Here is an 18421-nt window from a genome sequence, read left to right on the forward strand (position 1 = left end):
AGTTTGTCGCCTGCCCGCACCTCTGTCTACCCGAAGCAAACGGAGGGTGTGTCACAATCACTATCATTAGCTTCGCTCAAAACCTCTTTTAATTATTTCATTCTCATTAAGGTATAGTCTGTCACCCCGAGCTTAGTCGAGGGGTCTCACTATGCGTAATGTGAGATGTTTCGACTTCGCTCCGCTCCGCTCAACATGACAGGCTATACCTTAATGAAATAGTTAAAAGAGGTTTTGAGCGAAGCTAATGATAGGCAATATCTATTTTGACATACCCTCTACGAATCACCAAACAGACTTGCCTGCGAGTTATATCTGTTACGTCCCAAATGCTTATAAGCCAAGTCCGTAACTTCGCGCCCACGCGGCGTTCGCTTGATGAAGCCTTCTTTGATGAGAAAAGGCTCGTACACCTCCTCTATGGTGCCGGGATCCTCCCCCAAGGCTGTAGCAATGGTAGTCAGGCCAACGGGTCCGCCGTTGAACTTGTCGATGATGGTCAGCAGCAGTTTGTTGTCGATGCGGTCCAAGCCATAGCGGTCGATATTCAGTGCTTCTAAGGCAAAGACTGCAATTTCGGTATCAATGCTCCCCGAACCTTTCACCTGGGCAAAGTCGCGCACACGTCGCAACAAAGCGTTGGCTATGCGGGGGGTTCCCCGGCTGCGCGATGCAATCTCCTGTGCTGCCTTGTTAGAGCAGGGCACTCCCAAGATACCGGCCGAGCGGCTCACGATGCCTGCCAATACACGGGTATCATAGTATTCCAGATGCAGATTGATGCCGAAACGTGCCCGGAGTGGCGCGGTCAGCAAACCGCTGCGCGTGGTAGCTCCTACTAACGTGAATGGATTCAGGCTGATTTGTATGCTGCGTGCCGAAGGTCCCTTGTCTATCATGATGTCGATGCGGTAGTCCTCCATGGCCGAATACAGATATTCTTCCACTACGGACGAAAGGCGGTGAATCTCATCAATAAACAATACATCGTTCGGTTCCAAGCTGGTCAGTATGCCTGCCAGGTCACCCGGTTTGTCCAGCACCGGACCGGAGGTGATTTTAAACCCCACGCCCAGTTCATTGGCAATGATATTGCTCAATGTGGTTTTTCCCAAACCGGGAGGCCCGTGCAGCAGCACATGGTCCAACGCTTCCCCACGCAGGCGGGCTGCCTTGACAAAGATGCGCAGATTATCCACCACCTTGTCTTGCCCGCTGAAATCCTCGAACCGCAAGGGACGCAGTACATTCTCAAAGTCGCGCTCCCTGCCGGTCACAGGCTGCTGGTTACGTATGTCAAATGATTCTTCTTCCATGTTTCGTTATTTTGGTCGCGAAAATAACGAATTTATGCTAATCCCTGCCATGGAAGCAGGGATTTTTTATGGGCAGAGTTTCAATCGGCCGGGCGCACCCGTCTGACAATCTCCAGTGCTTCGTGGCATTTGTCCGAGATGGCTTGCCAGTCCGAGGCGCTGATAATAGCCTTGGGAAACAGCTTGGAGCCCATCCCCACGCAAAAAGCACCGGCGCGGAACCATGCTGTCAGGTTCTCTTCGGTGGGTTCAACGCCTCCTGTTATCATCAACTTCGACCAAGGCATCGGGGCAAGCAGGCCTTTGACAAACTTCGGTCCCAACACGTCGCCGGGAAATACCTTGCACACCTGACAGCCGACCTCCTGCGCCGCACCGACTTCGGACACCGAACCGCAACCCGGCACATAAGGAATCAGACGGCGGTTGCACACCCGGGCTATCTCCGGATTGAACATCGGGCCGACCACGAAATCCGCTCCCAACTGCATGTAGAGTACGGCTGTGGGGGCATCCACCACCGAACCGACACCCAATGCCAACTCCGGGCACTCGGTACGCACGTAACGGATAACCTCCGCAAAAACCTCGTGCGCCATGTCGCCCCGGTTGGTAAACTCAAACACTCGGACACCTCCTTTGTAGCAAGCTTCCACCACTTGCTTAGCCACAGATGCCTCCTTGTGATAAAAGACAGGCACCATGCCTGTCTCCTTCATCTTATTCCAAACTGATAATTGGTCAAATTTTGCCATATCTGTTAAGATTCAAATCTTGATTAACTACACCTTACCGCTGCACTCTGCCCGAAGCATCACCACCGGCCAAAGCTTCGACTTCGGCAACGGAAACCATGTTGAAATCGCCGGGCAGCGTATGCTTCAAGGCTGAAGCGGCAACGGCAAACTCCAACGCATCGGCCATCGACGGCTTCGTCAGCAGGCCATGAATAATTCCACCCGAAAAGGCATCGCCGCCACCCACACGGTCGACAATGGGGGCAATGTCGTAACGGCGCGAAACGTAGAACTCCTGCCCGTCGTATATCAGTCCTTTCCATCCGTTATGCGAAGCCGAATAAGACTCCCTGAGGGTAGAGACCACATACTTGAAGCCAAATTCGGAAGCCATGCGGCAGAATATGCCTTTATAGCCTTCGGCATCGGTCTGACCGGCTTTCACATCGGCATCGGGTTTAAAGCCCAGGCACAGTTCGGCATCTTCTTCGTTGCCGATACATACATCTACATACTGCATCAACGGACGCATGACAGACTGAGCCTTCTCCGTCGTCCAAAGTTTCTTGCGGAAGTTCAAATCGACAGAGACGGTCACGCCGTGACGCTTGGCAGCCTCACACGCCAGACGGGTGAGTTCTGCTGCCCGGTCTGAAATGGCAGGGGTAATGCCCGACCAGTGGAACCAGTCTGCTCCCGTCATGACAGCATCAAAATCGAAATCCGCAGGTTCAGCCTCGGCCATCGACGAATGTGCACGGTCGTATATCACCTTGCTGGGACGCATGGCCGAGCCGCTCTCCAAATAATAGATGCCGACACGGTCTCCGCCACGGGCTATAAAATCCGTATGCACCCCATAGCGGCGCAAGGCGTTGACAGCCGCCTGCCCTATCTCATGTTGGGGAAGTTTGGTAACGAAGTAAGCCTCGTGCCCGTAGTTGGCGCAGCTGACAGCCACATTCGCTTCACCGCCGCCATAGACGGCATCAAAGACATCTGTCTGCACAAAACGGCTGTGTCCCGGTGTAGACAGCCGGAGCATGATTTCTCCTAAAGTAACAATTTTTTTTCCCATTACTTCTGTTTTTTATCGCATTTCCGTATAAGGAATCTTATCCATGTCGTTGTAATCCAGGTTTTCGCCTGCCATGCCCCAGATGAACATATAGTTGCTGGTACCGGCCGCTGCATGGATAGACCATTCGGGCGACATGATGGCCTGCTCGTTGTCCATCCACACCAAACGTTCTTCCTGCGGCTCGCCCATCAGGTGGCAGATGCGGTTGCCTTCGGGCACGTTGAAGTAGAAGTAAGCCTCGATGCGGCGGCTGTGGGTATGGGCGGGCATCGTGTTCCATACACTGCCCGGCTTCAATTCCGTCAGTCCCATCTGCAATTGGCACGGTCCTTCTTCGAGCACATTGGCCACAATCAGCTGGTTGATGACTCGGTCGTTGCTTTCTTCCATCTTACCGGCGGGGAAAGAATTGGATTTCAGGGTACCCTTGCGCCCGTCTATCGTCACCAACTGTGTCTTGTATGCCTTATGGGCAATGGCCGAATTGATGTAGAACTTGGCGGGATGGGCAGCGTCTTTACTCTTGAAGGTCACTTTCTGCTTGCCGCGTCCCACATAAAGCGCTTCTTTAAAGCCCAGGACATATTCCTGACCGTCCACTGTGACAATGCCTTCGCCACCGACATTGATGACGCCCAGTTCGCGGTTGTACAGGAAATAAGGAGCCTTCAACGGGTCGATGGTATCCAGCGAGAGTTCTTTGTTTACGGGCACGGCACCACCAAAGATAAAGCGGTCGTACATCGAATAGGTCACATTGATTTCATCGGGCACCATTACTTTCTCCATCAGGAAGCTGCTCCGGAGTCTCTGGGTGTCATACGTCTTCACATCCTGCGGATGGCAGGCCACCTGCATCCGGTAATTCACTTGAGCATGGGCCGTAGCCACGGATGCTCCTAAAATCACAGCAAGAAATAGTTTCTTCATATTGGTTGATTATTAAAGTAAGTAATTATCAATTGAGCAAATGTGCAAAATCAAATGATACCAAACACAGAGGCACGGAGACACAGAGTTTTTTTGTCCATAGCTCACAGAGTTAATTCTCTTTCTCTCGTATGCGGCGAAGCCGCGAACTCTGTACCCTCCCGTCATTTTTCCGACAGACAGTTACAGAACTTTGTGTCTCTGTGTTTGATATAAACTAAATCTGATTGATTACTTATCCCGGTATTATGCTTTCTGTTCTACAGCCCCACTCTGCTTTCTGATGCGGCGATAATTCAGCCAGACCATAAACCCGGTAAAGAGTACCAACAGGGCAGGTCCCGCATACTTGACAGACACCACCAAGTGGTAAATGACCCATGCAAATGGACTGGAAGCAAAGTCCAGCGATGCTGCATAGTCAAATCCTTCCGGAATCTTCACGGCCGCATCCTGCGTGGTGGCATATACGTCCTTGGCTGCCAACGAGAAGGCAGGTGCCAGGTTGGTGACAAAATAAACGCCAATCACCAGCACCACCAATCCGATGACAAATGTCTTGAACACATTTCCTTTGGTAATGGGCAGCACCAGCGGGAAGAGATAGAACATGCCTGCCAGCGATGCCAACGGCAGGAATTCATTTCCCGGCAGGATGACAGAAAGGAAAATAATGACGGGTATCAGCAGCAACGAAACGACCAGCGTGGCCGGATGACCGATGACCAACGCCGGGCTCATGCCGATGTTCAACCCGGAAGCGTTCTTGAATTTGCGGGCTATCAACTGGCGCGTAGCATCGGAAATAGGCATCAAACCCTCAATGAACAGTCCCGTAATGCGGGGAATCAGTTCCATGACGGCTCCCATCTGTACGCCCAACATCAGAATCTTGGGCAATTCGTAACGGGCAAGCACCCCTACCAAGCACCCCACTATGACGCCCAGAAACAACGGCTCGCCCAACAGGCCAAAGCGTTTCTTCAGACCTTCGGCATCAATCTGTATCTTGTTCACGCCGGGTATCTTATCCAACATCTTGTTGATGGCCAAGGCAAAGGGTACAAACCCCGCACAAAACGGCTGGGGAATGGATATGCCATCCATCTTCTCGTAAAAGCCCTGAAACTGCTTCGATGTCATATCTGCAATGACTAACGTCAGGATGTAGCAAATCACCGCAGCAAAGAATCCCCACAGAATGCTGTCGCTGACAAAATAGACAATGGCACCGATGAAGGCAAAATGCCAGTAGTTCCAAAGATCGATGTTCACCGTACGCGTTGTCCGTGTCAGGAGCATCAGCAGATTTATTCCCAGACAGACAGGGATGATAAAAGCTCCTACCGAGGTATTGTAGGCTATACTGGCGGCAGCCGGCCAACCCATATCGAACACCCCCAACTGCAAATGATAAACATCCACTACATTGTTCAAAGCAGGCCCTAAAGCCGATGTAAGCAAAGCCGTCACGATGGACAGGCCTACAAAACCTACACCTACCAGCAGGCCGCTTTTAAGAGCCTTGCCCAATTTCACGCCTATGCATACGCCCAATATCGTAAAAATAATCGGCATCATGACCGGCGCTCCTAATCCCAGGATATAACTGAATACTTGTTCCATTTCTTTTCGTTAAAATATATAGTCGGTTTGTGTTCACTCTATTACTTAATCTCTACCAGTAACGGATGTTCCAGCCGCTGCGCATACTGATTCAGATAATCACACCAGGCTTCCATCGACGAGATGCCTGCCTTGCTCCAACCGCTTCCCCAATAATAGCAGAAAGCCGTACCGGGCTGATACGGGCTGATGCCCAGCACATGTCCTTCGTCCACACAGGCGTCCGACAAAGGCTCCTTGAAGACAGCGCCCACATAAATGACGCCATTCCCTGCCTGTGCATTGTCCGTCGAATCGGCATAGGCGATAAATCGCTTGTCTTTGTCATAACGGTATCCCTCCGGATTCTGCGGATGAATGACTATGCCCGCCGCAACTTCGGCCGGCTGAGAAAGATGCTCATAAGTCACCCATGTCTGGTTGAGGGACGAACCGGCATCGAGCGAGATAATCCGTTTTTCCACCACGGCCGTATCGCCCTTTACCGCCACCGGCGGGAAAGTCAGCTGCAGGGTAAAACGCAACGGTCCATTGTCTATAATCTCATAATCCTTGTAGCAATAAGGATAGACGAGGGCCGAATCTATCCACAAAGCCGCCGTACCTCCTCCCAATGTCGGTCCCACGGCATAGCAGTCCATGCCATTGCCATGATCTACATGGTAAGAGATGGCACGCGCCAGACTGTCGGCGCGCATCTTTTCTCCGGCTTTCCGCCAAAGGGCAATCTGACGTCGGGCAGCCGTGTCCAGCTCCAGGGCATAGCGCTGTTCCAACACCGGCTGCCCGACGTTCTTCACCATGATATCATACCCATACGCACGTTCACCGGTCCGTTGCAAGGCAGGTCCGTAGGCTCGGTATCCGGACTTGTCGTTTTCCCAGGCTATATCGTCCAAGCGTTCCGGATACTGTCTGCCGCAAGCCACCGGCTGCACCGGCGCCGGCTGTCCGGCTTCCAGTTTGTAGACAGCCTGCTGGCGGGCTTTCAGACTCACAGGAAAGATAACCTGGCCGTCCGACAGCCGCTGGTAAGGAACCTCCGCGCCCGACTCGTCCCGAATGACAAATCCTTCGGCCGCCCAGGCATACTTGTTGACCAACTCCGGATAAGAGAACTCTGCCATCTCACCCGTCCGATCCATATCCGTCGGGTTCGAGACACTGACGGTCGGCCCGCCGGATGCACAACCCGTCAGGCCGAACCCACTCAACAGGCAAGCTACACCTATTGTATATATTGCACGCCAACCTCTCATACGCTTACTTGGGTTGCTTTCCTATATATGCCAGAATGCCTCCATCCACGTACAGGATATGACCGTTCACAAAATCCGATGCGTCCGAAGCCAGGAACACGGCAGGCCCCATCAGGTCTTCCGGAGTGCCCCAGCGGGCAGCCGGTGTCTTGGAGATGATGAACGAATCGAACGGATGACGCGAGCCGTCTGCTTGTTTCTCACGGAGTGGAGCCGTCTGCGGGGTAGCGATATAACCCGGTCCGATGCCATTGCACTGGATGTTGTATTCGCCATATTCCGACGCGATGTTTCGGGTAAGCATCTTCAGTCCTCCTTTGGCGGCAGCGTATGCCGATACCGTCTCACGTCCCAGTTCGCTCATCATCGAGCACACGTTGATAATCTTGCCGTGGCCTTTCTGAATCATGTCCGGTATGACAGCCTTGGCCATGATGAAAGCGGCAGTCAGGTCTATATCAATCACCTGGCGGAATTCATCCACGCTCATCTCCGTCATGGGGATGCGCTTGATAATGCCGGCGTTATTCACCAGGATGTCTATCACGCCCAGATTTTCCCGTATATCGGCCACCATGTGTGCCACTTCGTCTTCCTTGGTCACATCACAGATATATCCGCGCACCGGGATGCCCAGCCGGGCATATTCAGCCTTGGCGGCTTCCAGATGTTCCACACTGCGGCAATTGAAAGCGATTTTTGCTCCTGCCTCGGCCAATGCCTGTGCAATGGCAAAACCTATACCATAAGCGGCTCCTGTCACTAAGGCCACTTTTCCGTCCAATGAAAAATTTACCATGTTGTTTATCTCCTATAAGTAAGTAAATGTGCAAAACTAAGTGATACTAAGTAGTTGTTGATATTTAGTTTATATGATGTGTATCTGTCTTGTTGAGCGGAGCGCAGCGAAGTCGAAACATCTCCCGAAAGACACGATTCCCTTGGATAGTGCATGTCATGAGATTCTTCGACTACGCCCTACGGGCTTCGCTCAGAATGACAGATACTTCATTCTCCATTAGAGTATAAACTAATTATGAACGGCTACTTATGCAAAATCAAATGATAGGAAACACAGAGGCACGGAGACACGGAGAATAAATAGAAGGGAAAGGGCTCAAAACCCAATTTTGTCTCCGTTGACTCTGTCCGCTTCAGAAATAAGACTCTGTGCCTTCGTGTCTCTGTGTTCCATTCATTTGTCGCAAACCAATTTTATTCTGCGGCTTTTCCGTGTTATTTCTTCAGCGATACATGACCGTCGATGGGGAAGTCCTTGCCGGTCCAGGCTTTCTGCGAGGTCCAGGGTTCGGCAGGGTCTGTCCAGAACGGATGGTCGGCCGGCAAGCCGAGAGGCAGATACACCAGCGAAGTCATATACAGGCTACCGTTATTGGTATAATAGTTGGCCAAATCGGGCTGATGGCCAGCAAAGCCAAGTGCCAGGAAGCCTTTCTCATTGAAGTTTCCTTCGACGGCAAACATATTCTGCATGACCTTTGTCAGTGCGGCACGCACCTGTCCATTGCTGATGTTCTCCGGCATGCCATATTTCCAGGCAGCCAGCGCCATGGTCTGGAATACGCCCATGCGGTAGGTGATGGAGCGGCCCACCGGCGGGAAGGTTCCTTCCGGCGAGATAAGGCGCTCCAGGATGGTGTTGAAGCGCTGCATCCGCTTCACGGCCAATTTAGAGCTGACGTTCGACCAGAATTTGTTGGCTTCCAGCGTTTCCAGTACCTCCACATACATCGGGTGCATGACGAAAGAATTGTAATAGTCGAAGGCGAATTCCGGACCGTCAGAGTAGAATCCGTCGCTCAGGTACCATTCATTGATTTTGTTGGGTCCTACAGAGAGAACAAAGGCATCGGCTTCCTCGCCTACCGACAGAAGGAAAGCCTCGACCATCGTACGGAACAACAGCCAGTTGTTGTATGCCGGGCGAAGCACACGCAGGCCTTTGAAGCATTCGATGTAGCGCTGTTGCGTCACCTTGTCGAGCTTTTGCCACGTAGCTTCCGGGGCACGGAGGAAGCTCTCCGCCAAGTAGGCGGCATCCACCAGCGTCTGGCTGGGGCAGTTCTTCCACAGCAGGTAATCGGGGCTTTCGGGATCCACGGCATTTTTATACGACAGCAATGCCCACTCGTGCAGTTGTTTGCGCATCTTGCCTTCTTCCGTATTATCTTCCGGGAGGGCCAGCCAGGGTGTGATGCCTGCCATGAGGCGTCCGAATGTCTCCAGATAAGCCACGCGCTTGTCGCGTCCGTCCCACGTAGGGCTATACTCCAGCTGCATATTCTTCTGCAACTCGCCTTTACTCATATTCTCCAGCACGGGCCGGGCTATTTTGTAGCACATCTCCGCCCATACCTGGCGGTCGTTTTTCGGTTCGGCGGCGCGGCAGAAACCGACCGTCACACAAAGCCCTATCAGAAGGGCAGCAAGTTGTTTTCTTTTCATGACTATTTACTTAAGTAATGGTGCAAAATTAAATGATACGGTGCTCGGGTTCTGTGTTTCATTTAAGAATCCGATTGATTGCTTATTTGAAACAGGCAACATGGTTCGAAGCTGGGGAATCGGGCCTACTGTCTGCCGGGAACGGTTTCCGCCCCTGCCGGGAAGCGGCCCGATTCCTGCACTTCTTTGACATCTTACCTATTAATCTTTCTGTAATTAAGTAGTTGTTGATATTTAGTTTATATGATGTGTATCTGTCTTGTTGAGCGGAGCGCAGCGAAGTCGAAACATCTCAGAATGACAGACACCTCATTCTCCATGATAGTATAAACTAATTATGAACGGCTACTTACTTGTTTTCTATCTCTTTCTTTCTCTTCAATGCCTCCAGATAGTAATAGTCGGCATAGTTCAGGGGCACATCAATCTCGCTGTTGTGCGGAATGCTGCCTACGCTATGCATCAGGATGAAGCGTCCGTTCTCGCCCAGCGGTGCCGTATAGGCAGGCGAAGCCAGCGACTGCATCATGCTGTCGGCATACGCCTTGTAGGTCTCTGCCTCGGGAACGTCGAAGGTGCTGATTTCATACAATGCCGAAGCGATGACCGATGCTGAAGAGACATCACGCGGCTCGTTGGGGATGTTGGGCGCATCCATGTCCCAATAGGGTATCAGGTCGGCAGGCAGGTTCTTGTGATTCTTCATGAAACGGAAGGTCTTCAGGGCCTGGTCCAGATATTTCCGGTCGCCCGTCTCCCGGTAGCACATCACATAGCCGTAGACGGCCCATGCCTGTCCGCGCGACCACGCCGACTCATCGGCATAGCCCTGGGCAGTCTGCCGGTGGCGCACCGTGCCGTCGGCGATGCTGTAGTCTACCACATGGTAGCAGCTGCCGTCCGGGCGGAACTGTTCCTTCAGGGTGCGGTCGGCATGCGACACGGCCACCTTATAATAGGTAGAGTCGCCCGACAGCTTGGTTGCCTCGAAGAGGAGTTCGAGGTTCATCATGTTGTCTATAATCACCGGGCACTCCCAGCCGCGCTTTGCCTGCCAGCTGTCGCCCGTGACATTCCAGCTCTGGATGACGCCCGGTTTCTCGCGGAAACGCGTGCAGAGTGACTTGGCTGCCTGCACCATCACGTCCTTGTAGGCTTCGTTGTGCGACAAGCGGAGTCCGTTGCCGTAACTGCAATTAATAATGAAGCCTATATCGTGATGCCACGTCAGGTTCTTGGCTTCATCCAATGCCTCGGTGTACTTCACAGCCAGGGGCAACAGGGTGGAATCGCCGGTCAGTTCATACAGATACCATACGCTGCCGGGGAAGAATCCGCTCCGCCAGTCGGCATAACCACAATAATAGACTTTACCTTCCGGTGTCATCGTTACCGGATTCAGGCATTTCCCGCTGGCTTCAATCGTATCGATGGCCAACCCAATCTGCGCCCGGGCGTTCTTTACCGCCAGGGCATCCCACGACGTGTCTGTCGCATCTTTCTTCTGTGAAGGTGCGCATTGCAGGCACAGCAACATGCCTGCCACCGCACCTAATCCTGCAAAAATTTTTTTCACTGTCATATCTATTCTGTTAGTATATTTTTCCGAGTGCAATATTAGCAACTTCTGCCCAAACAGAGCCTACACGATTGTACAAAAAAAGAGCATATATTATCCAAAAGACTGTTTTTCGCTCTCCAGAAGCACTTTTTTTCACCGGAATCGGGAAATCCGCGGGGTATAGGACACAAAAATCGGGCTGGCACGAGGAGGGAAGAATGGAAGGCGGACACAGCTTCGCCAAAGTCAGAGTTACGTTGCTAAAGTGCCATTTTACGCCGCTGAAATGGCACTTTACGTCCCCCGGATGCAGGTTGGCATCTCTCCGGTGACTGCCGGCATGGTCTTCCACCCTGACGACAAGACGGTAGTGCTTTCAGTTTTTGGGGGATGTTTCAGATACCCATTCGCGGTGTATGATGCTGCGGTCATGCCTTTACATCCGATGTTTCACACTCCTCATACTATTTCTTCCGTTTCTTTCCTTCACGCCTTCACGCCTTTTTAATCCATTGTCATCCAGCAGATTGTTGTGAAACATAGTGCCTTCACGCATCCTTCACAACTTTCAAATTGCCTTTCCCCGACAAACCGGTCCGCTTCCAGGCGCTTGGAAGCCGCCTTCCCGGCTATGGGAAGTCTGCTTTCAAAGTATAAGCAGTCTTTTCGGAACGACCGGCACACGACATATCCGTGAAAGAAGCGTGAAGGATGCATCTTTCACCGTATTTCTCTTTCAATGAACGGATTAAATGGAAGTGAAGCTTTGAAAGATTTCAGGATAAAATTGTCCGTAGGTTTATTTTCCTACAAAACAGGCAGGAAATCTGCCCGATTTCCATTTATAAAAAATCGCTCTTGAAAAATTATCACTCATCTGGATATGAATGAAATACGGTGAAAGATGTGCTAAAACCATTTATAAAGAATGCCATTTTCCCCGTTTTTTCAGAGGAAGGCGATAAACTGTAAGAACACAAAGACACAAATATAAACACAGAGACACAGAGGCACAGAGTTCTATTTTCTTGTCCACGGCTCACAGAGTTCATTCTCCTTCTCTTGTATGCGACGGAGCCACAAACTCCGTGCCTCTCCCGTTGGCTTTCCGACAGACAATTACGAAACTCTGTGCCTCTGTCTTTATATTTGCGTCTCTGTGTTTGATATGAATTTATACTTTGCGCGGGCTGGAATTGTGCATATCGCCACACTTTTGCTTGCACGCCCAACTCTTTCTAGCTTTGTACACGCGGCAACCTCAAAGAGGTTGAACTGTGCTTAACCGCTGGTGGCTCCCCGAAGGGGAACACCTGCGGAGCTATCCTCTTACTCGCACATCGACCTCGAAGGGGTCGAACCACATATATCCAGCCACATTCTTCAGACTGACTCATTCCGAGATTCGACGGATGGAGAAAGTCACACTTCGCCGCTACAGTCTCTATGTCCGGGAAGGACGCAGTGCCCCAGTACACCATGAACCCAAGAGAGCACCATACGTGGTTCGACCCCTTCGAGGTCGATGGAAGGAAGATGAGATAACCCGCAGGTGTTCCCCTTCGGGGAGCCACCAGCGGTTAAGCACAGTTCAACCTCTTCAAGGTTGCCGCGTGTACGAGACAAGAAAGAGTCAGATGTGCGAGATTCAACCTCTTCGAAGCTGTCAGGGCAGGCAAGGTAGAAATACACAATGCTAACCCGCACAAAGTATAAATCCGATTGACTACTTATATATATAATAATGTGTAGCGGATTTATCGCCGTGCAGGCATAACCGGAAACTCTCACAAGTCCGCTCCAAAAACGGATATGGAAGCTGCAAACAGGGCAAATTTTAGCAGGAAAAGGCGATTTTTATCCTTAAATATATTCATATAGACAATTTTCACTGTTTTTTCGGACAATTTTAGATTATATAATAGAAAGGTATTCCATAATTTTGCCCCAAAATTAATAAAAAAGTTACCAAACAAATCATCCCTTTTACTAATTTATTAAGTACATCTATGGAACGAAAACACAGAATTCGGGCGAAGTCGCCCAGATGGCTCATGCTATTCTGCATGTTGCTTTGCTCCTTTGCATCGGTTTTCGCACAGAAGACCGTCACCGGTACAGTATTCGATGACACAGGTATGACTGTCATCGGAGCCAGTGTGGTAGAAAAAGGTACCACGAACAATGGCTCCATTACTGACATGGACGGTAAATTCTCGCTGAAAGTACAAGACGATGCAACCTTGGTTATCAGCTACATCGGTTATGTGACACAGGAAATCTCCGTCAAGGGAAAGACGGACATCACCGTGACACTGCAACAAGACAACGAAATGCTCGAAGAAGTAGTCGTTGTGGGTTACGGTGTACAGAAGAAAGTGAACCTCACCGGTTCGGTAGCCTCCGTAGGCGCCGATAAGATTGCCAACCGCCCCGTCACCAGCTTGGGACAGGCACTGGCAGGTGCAGCTCCCGGTGTGCGCATCACGCAGGGCAGCGGTGCCCCCGGTGATGAAGGCATCTCTATCCAGGTACGTGGTCCCGGCTCGTTCAACAACAGCAGCCCGCTGATTATCGTGGACGGTGTGCAGGCCGACATGGCTCCGCTGAACACCGACGACATTGAGAGTGTCTCCATCCTAAAGGATGCCAGCTCGGCTGCCATCTACGGTTCGCGTGCGGCAAACGGCGTTATCCTGATTACTACCAAAAAAGGTAAGAACAACGAAAAACCCCGCGTGACGTTCAATGCCATGTTTGCTTCGCAGCAACCGGTGACCGACTACAGCCTGATGTCCAGCACCGCCGACTTCATGGAATTGCACAACATCGCCAAACTGAACGCACAGCCTACCTCGGCCGGCAACCCAGACTACAGCTATTCCAGCATCGAGGAATGGCGGGCAGCCGATGCCAACCCCAACGGCATCTACACCAACCCCACCACGGGCAACCAGATTCCCAACTGGCTGGCTTATCCCAACACAGACTGGGCGCAGTACCTGTTCCAGCCCTCGTTCTACCACCGCTACGGTGTAAATGTGACGGGTGGAAGCGCCAACACGACCTACCTGCTCTCCTTAGGCTACCAGAACAACCCCGGTACGCTGGACAATACTGCCTTGCAGCGTTTCAACATGCGTGCCAACGTGGAGACTAAGATTGCCGACTTCATCACCTTCGGTACGCAGACCTACGGTACCAAGGAATTCAAGGATCCGGGCAGCACGTCCATGACTTACCTGCAGCAGGCTTATCCGGGCATCAACCCCATCTACGACGGCAAGTACGGTGCCAGCGAGAACCCGGAAGTAACCAACAAGGACAACATCCTGCAGCAGGTGGCCGCCCAGGGGGGACGCAACACCTATACCCGCCTGAACACGACGTGGTATACCAATGTGGAACTCCCGCTGAAGGGCTTAGTAGCAGAAGCCAAGTTCAACTGGAGCCAGTACACGCGCCACGACGAGCACTACAGCCAAGACCTGCCGCGCTACAGCTTCCGCGAGAGCCTCGACACCCCGAAAGAAGGGGTCGGCGTGCTGGACCAGGCCACGACCTACCGCTACTATTATGAATCGACCAGCTACACGGCCGACCTGTTGCTGCGTTACAACAACACCTTCGGCAAGCACGATGTGGGTGGACTCTTCGGCTACGAGCAGTACCGCGCCGAAACAACCGGCTTCAGCGCCACCATGCAGGGCCTGATTGACTGGGGCATTACCGACATTACTTCCGGAGCCGAGATGTACTCCATCGGCGGCAGTGCCAAATCGGTCAACGCCATGCTGTCTTACTTCGGACGCCTGAACTATGCCTACGACAGCAAATACCTCTTTGAGTTCAGCTTCCGTTCGGATGCTTCGTCCAAGTTTGCACCGGGCCACCGTCGCGGTTTCTTCCCCTCCGGCTCTGCCGCCTGGCGCATCAGCGAGGAACCGTTCTTCGAACCGATCCGTAACGTCTTCAGCAACATGAAGCTCCGCGCTTCCTACGGTTCATTGGGTAATACCGTGAGCGGCAACTACGACTGGCAGGCTTTGTACTCATCTGTCAACAACGTATTCAACGAATCCGTACAGAACGGTCTGATTCAGGCTTCCATCCAGAACCTCGGCCTGTCGTGGGAAAAAGTGACGACCTGGAACATCGGTCTTGACCTCGGTTTCTTCGACAACCGCCTGACCGCCGAAATGGACTACTACATACGCAACACGTCGGACATCCTGACCAACTCCGTCATCTACAAGACCATGGGTACCATCGATGCCCCCATGTCCAACACCGCCAGCCTGCGCAACCGCGGTTTTGAAATCAACCTCGGATGGAACGACCGCATACGCGATTTCAGCTACGGAGCCAGCCTCAACCTGGGCTTCAACAAGAACGAAATCACCGACTTCCAGGGTACGCTGAGATGGGAACAAGACCCGAACACACTCGACATTTGGGGCAATCCTACCTGGCGCTACACCAACCTGGCTGATGTATCAACCGGTGGTGATACCCGCCGTGTGGAAGGACACATGATCGACGAATGGTTCCTGCGCCGTCCCTACAGCGGCGATGCCACCTACTATCTTGCCGACGGCAGCGTGAACCCCAACGGCGGTCCGCGCGACGGTATGATCCGCACCAAGGCCGACCTCGACTGGGTACGTGCCATGATGGATGCCGGCTATACCTTCAACAACAACCTGCGTGAAATCGGTCCCGACGGTTCCAGCCTGTGGTATGGCGACCTCATCATGGCCGACCTCAACGGCGACGGTAAGTATGGTAACGACGACGACCGCGAGTTCACCGGCAAGAGCACGACCCCGAAAGTAACCTTCGGTCTGAACCTCTACGCCCAGTGGAAGGGTATTGACGTAAGCATGGTATGGTCCGGCCGCTTCGGCAGCTACCACTACCTGAAGGGACGCGGTGCCAACGAAAACATGATAACCAATGTAGGCGACCAGCTGCCCGGCGATGCTTGGGACAAGTTCTACTTCTACGATGCGGAAGCTGCCTACAACGGCCTCATCACCGATGAAGACGGTGTCATCCGCGGCACGACCTACGACCCTGCCACCGACCCCAACGCCAGCATCAACGGCAAGTATCCGCGCCTGCTGACTTCGGGCGGCACGGCTCCCAGCAGCACCTATTACCTGCAGAACACTTCGTTTGTCAAACTGAAATCACTGCAGATAGGCTACACCCTGCCCAAGAAGTGGCTGAGCAAGGCACACATCGAAAATCTGCGCATCTTCCTCACGGGTGAAAACCTGCTGACCTTCAAGCACAAGGGATTCGAAGGTGTAGACCCCGAACTGGGTTCCAGCTTGGTAGTTTACCCCATCGCACGTATGTTCTCGGGCGGCATTTCGCTCACTTTCTAAACTTACACCTTATATTAAACAGATTCAGACAATATGAAAAAGATATTCAATTTACTGGCAATAGCTTCCGTAGTGGGCAGCATGACAGCCTGTACGGAGATTCTGGACCAATCACCCACGAACCAGCTGTCCAGCGGTACCATGTGGACAACGGAAAACAGCGTGGACCAGGGTGTCATCGGTGTGTACTATTCGTTAAGAAATCCTTTCCCCGGCAACGGAGTTGTCGGAGAATCCCTCTCCATCGGTTACTATGGATTTGATGCTTACGGCATGGGCGGACAAGGTGAATACGGCATGCAGAACTTGTTTACGGCTTCTGTCAATCCCAGCAACAATGTATTCCTGAGCATCTGGCAATGGTGCTACAACGGCGTTCACCGCGCCAATGCTGCCATCGCCGGCATACCGGGCGCTCCGATTGACGAAGAGAAAAAGGCACGTCTTGTGGCAGAGTGCAAGATTCTGCGCGCTTATTTCTACGACCGCCTGAACATCCTCTTCGGCAACAGCGGCGTTGCCAACGACGGCAACGGCATCGGTGTGCCCCTCTACACCGAACCGGTAGACCCGGACCAATGCAACAAAGTGCAGAGTTCAGAGGCCGAAGTATGGGCACAGGTCATCCAGGACCTGACGGATGCCATCAACGAACCCGCCCTGCCGGACAACCAGATTGGCGGTGAAGGACGTGTCAGCAAAGGTACCGCCTACGCCCTCCGTGGCCGTGCCTATCTGATTACCAAACAGTATGACAAAGCAGTAGCCGACTTCGAACAGGTGGACGACTGCGGATACAGCCTCTTCCAGGGTGGATACAAGGAACTGTTCAAGCAGGAAAACGAGCGTTGCGAGGAAATGGTCATGAGCCTGCAGTACATCGAAGACCCCACGGGCTACGGTTCAAGACTGCAGAAATATTGCGCCGCTTTCACCCAAGGCTCCCAGGATAGCCGCGGCTGCTGGACCGACCTGCAGGTAACGCCTGCCTTAGTGAACCTCTACGAAGAGATCAATCCCGACGGCACGGTAAAAGACTTTGCCTGGGAAGACTACCTGGGCGATGCCTGGACCTACGTGACCAACAAGGAAGCCTCTGAAGGCCACACCCGCTACCGCAAGGTGTTCTTCCTGCGCGACAAGTACGTCAACGGCATGGAAGTGCACAGCACCGTAACAACAGCCATTGATGCCATCCTTGCCGACCTCCCCGCCGATATCCAGGCCTATTACCTGCCCGAAGGCAACGAAGCCCGCCTGAAAGCCGCTTACGCCAACCGCGACCCGCGCTTGGAATACAACGTGGTGACACCGTATGCCGACTACCTCGGGGTAAACAGCAACTCCACCGCCGAAGGCTGGTACACCTACCGCTGGCCGGTAAGCGGTAAATACTACTTCGACCAGACATCTGCCGAACCCAACGCCAACCCCAACCTGCCGGATGATTACTACACTTCGGGCTGCTGCAACGCACAAGCCGAATTCAAGTACATCCACCGCAAATACGTAGGTGAAGGTTTGGAATACCTGCGCCGTCAGGACAACCCCATCGACGAACCCATCATCCGCTATGCCGACGTGCTGCTGATGGAGGCCGAAGCCGAAGTGGAACAGAATCACCTGACCGAAGCCATGGCCTTGGTAAAGCAGGTACGCGACCGTGTGGGCATCCCCACCCCGGCCGAAAAATTTACCGACCAGGAAACAGCCCGCAACTACGTGCGTGACGAACGCCGCCGCGAGTTCGTGAACGAAGGTATCAACTTCTTCGATGAAATGCGTTGGCGCACACTGAAGGAGACCAAATTCAGCCAAGTTTGCGCACAACATGCCTGGGGCGGTTCGGAAAGCACCGGCGGTACCACTTACAACTGGATAGGTGACCAGTGGTACACCTGGCCCGTGCCCAAGAGCGAAATCGAGCTGAATCCCGCCATGACTCCCACTCCGGGATGGGAATATTAATCCGGCATAACAGATAACTGCTTAACATAAGGAGACAGTCCCCGCAAGTCCATCGGATTGGCGGGGACTGTTGCATATAAGTAA

At 52.6% G+C, this 18421-nt stretch carries 11 protein-coding genes; 2 read left to right on the forward strand and 9 right to left on the reverse strand.

Annotated features, from left to right (window positions below; translation table 11 throughout):
- Window positions 1-278: 278 nt before the first annotated feature.
- The 9 genes from ruvB to B5F34_RS11150 all read right to left on the reverse strand — a co-directional run bounded on the left by ruvB (window position 279) and on the right by B5F34_RS11150 (window position 10997).
- On the reverse strand, window positions 279-1316 hold the full coding sequence (ruvB, locus tag B5F34_RS11110) for a Holliday junction branch migration DNA helicase RuvB (RefSeq protein ID WP_087338828.1): 1038 nt from the start codon (window positions 1314-1316) through the stop codon (window positions 279-281).
- Window positions 1317-1396: 80 nt separating this feature from the next.
- Window positions 1397-2071 carry a bifunctional 4-hydroxy-2-oxoglutarate aldolase/2-dehydro-3-deoxy-phosphogluconate aldolase gene (locus B5F34_RS11115; protein WP_087338831.1) on the reverse strand — a complete coding sequence of 225 codons (675 nt, stop codon included), beginning with the start codon at window positions 2069-2071 and terminating at the stop codon, window positions 1397-1399.
- Window positions 2072-2105: 34 nt separating this feature from the next.
- Window positions 2106-3131, reverse strand: a complete 1026-nt coding sequence (locus B5F34_RS11120) for a sugar kinase (protein WP_087338834.1) — start codon at window positions 3129-3131, stop codon at window positions 2106-2108.
- Window positions 3132-3143: 12 nt separating this feature from the next.
- Window positions 3144-4064, reverse strand: coding sequence for a 5-dehydro-4-deoxy-D-glucuronate isomerase (kduI, locus tag B5F34_RS11125; RefSeq protein WP_087338837.1), 921 nt, complete (start codon window positions 4062-4064; stop codon window positions 3144-3146).
- Between the two features lie 246 nt (window positions 4065-4310).
- A complete protein-coding gene (locus B5F34_RS11130) occupies window positions 4311-5690 on the reverse strand; it encodes a PTS transporter subunit IIC (RefSeq protein ID WP_087338840.1) in 1380 nt (459 codons plus the stop codon).
- A gap of 41 nt (window positions 5691-5731) precedes the next feature.
- Window positions 5732-6949 carry a DUF4861 domain-containing protein gene (locus B5F34_RS11135; protein WP_087338843.1) on the reverse strand — a complete coding sequence of 406 codons (1218 nt, stop codon included), beginning with the start codon at window positions 6947-6949 and terminating at the stop codon, window positions 5732-5734.
- Window positions 6950-6953: 4 nt separating this feature from the next.
- On the reverse strand, window positions 6954-7748 hold the full coding sequence (locus B5F34_RS11140; protein ID WP_087338846.1) for a gluconate 5-dehydrogenase: 795 nt from the start codon (window positions 7746-7748) through the stop codon (window positions 6954-6956).
- Between the two features lie 437 nt (window positions 7749-8185).
- On the reverse strand, window positions 8186-9415 hold the full coding sequence (locus B5F34_RS11145; RefSeq protein WP_087338849.1) for a DUF2264 domain-containing protein: 1230 nt from the start codon (window positions 9413-9415) through the stop codon (window positions 8186-8188).
- A gap of 349 nt (window positions 9416-9764) precedes the next feature.
- Window positions 9765-10997: a glycoside hydrolase family 88 protein gene (locus B5F34_RS11150; RefSeq protein ID WP_087338852.1), complete on the reverse strand. Its 1233-nt coding sequence runs from the start codon at window positions 10995-10997 to the stop codon at window positions 9765-9767.
- A gap of 1988 nt (window positions 10998-12985) precedes the next feature.
- Here B5F34_RS11150 and B5F34_RS11160 point away from each other — a divergent pair.
- Entirely contained in the window at window positions 12986-16369 is a 3384-nt protein-coding gene (locus B5F34_RS11160) for a TonB-dependent receptor (RefSeq protein ID WP_087338858.1), read from the forward strand.
- A 33-nt stretch (window positions 16370-16402) separates the two neighbouring features.
- Window positions 16403-18337, forward strand: coding sequence for a RagB/SusD family nutrient uptake outer membrane protein (locus B5F34_RS11165; RefSeq protein WP_087338860.1), 1935 nt, complete (start codon window positions 16403-16405; stop codon window positions 18335-18337).
- Window positions 18338-18421: the final 84 nt, after the last annotated feature.

This window comes from Mediterranea sp. An20 (assembly GCF_002160055.1).
Lineage (GTDB): Bacteria > Bacteroidota > Bacteroidia > Bacteroidales > Bacteroidaceae > Bacteroides > Bacteroides avicola.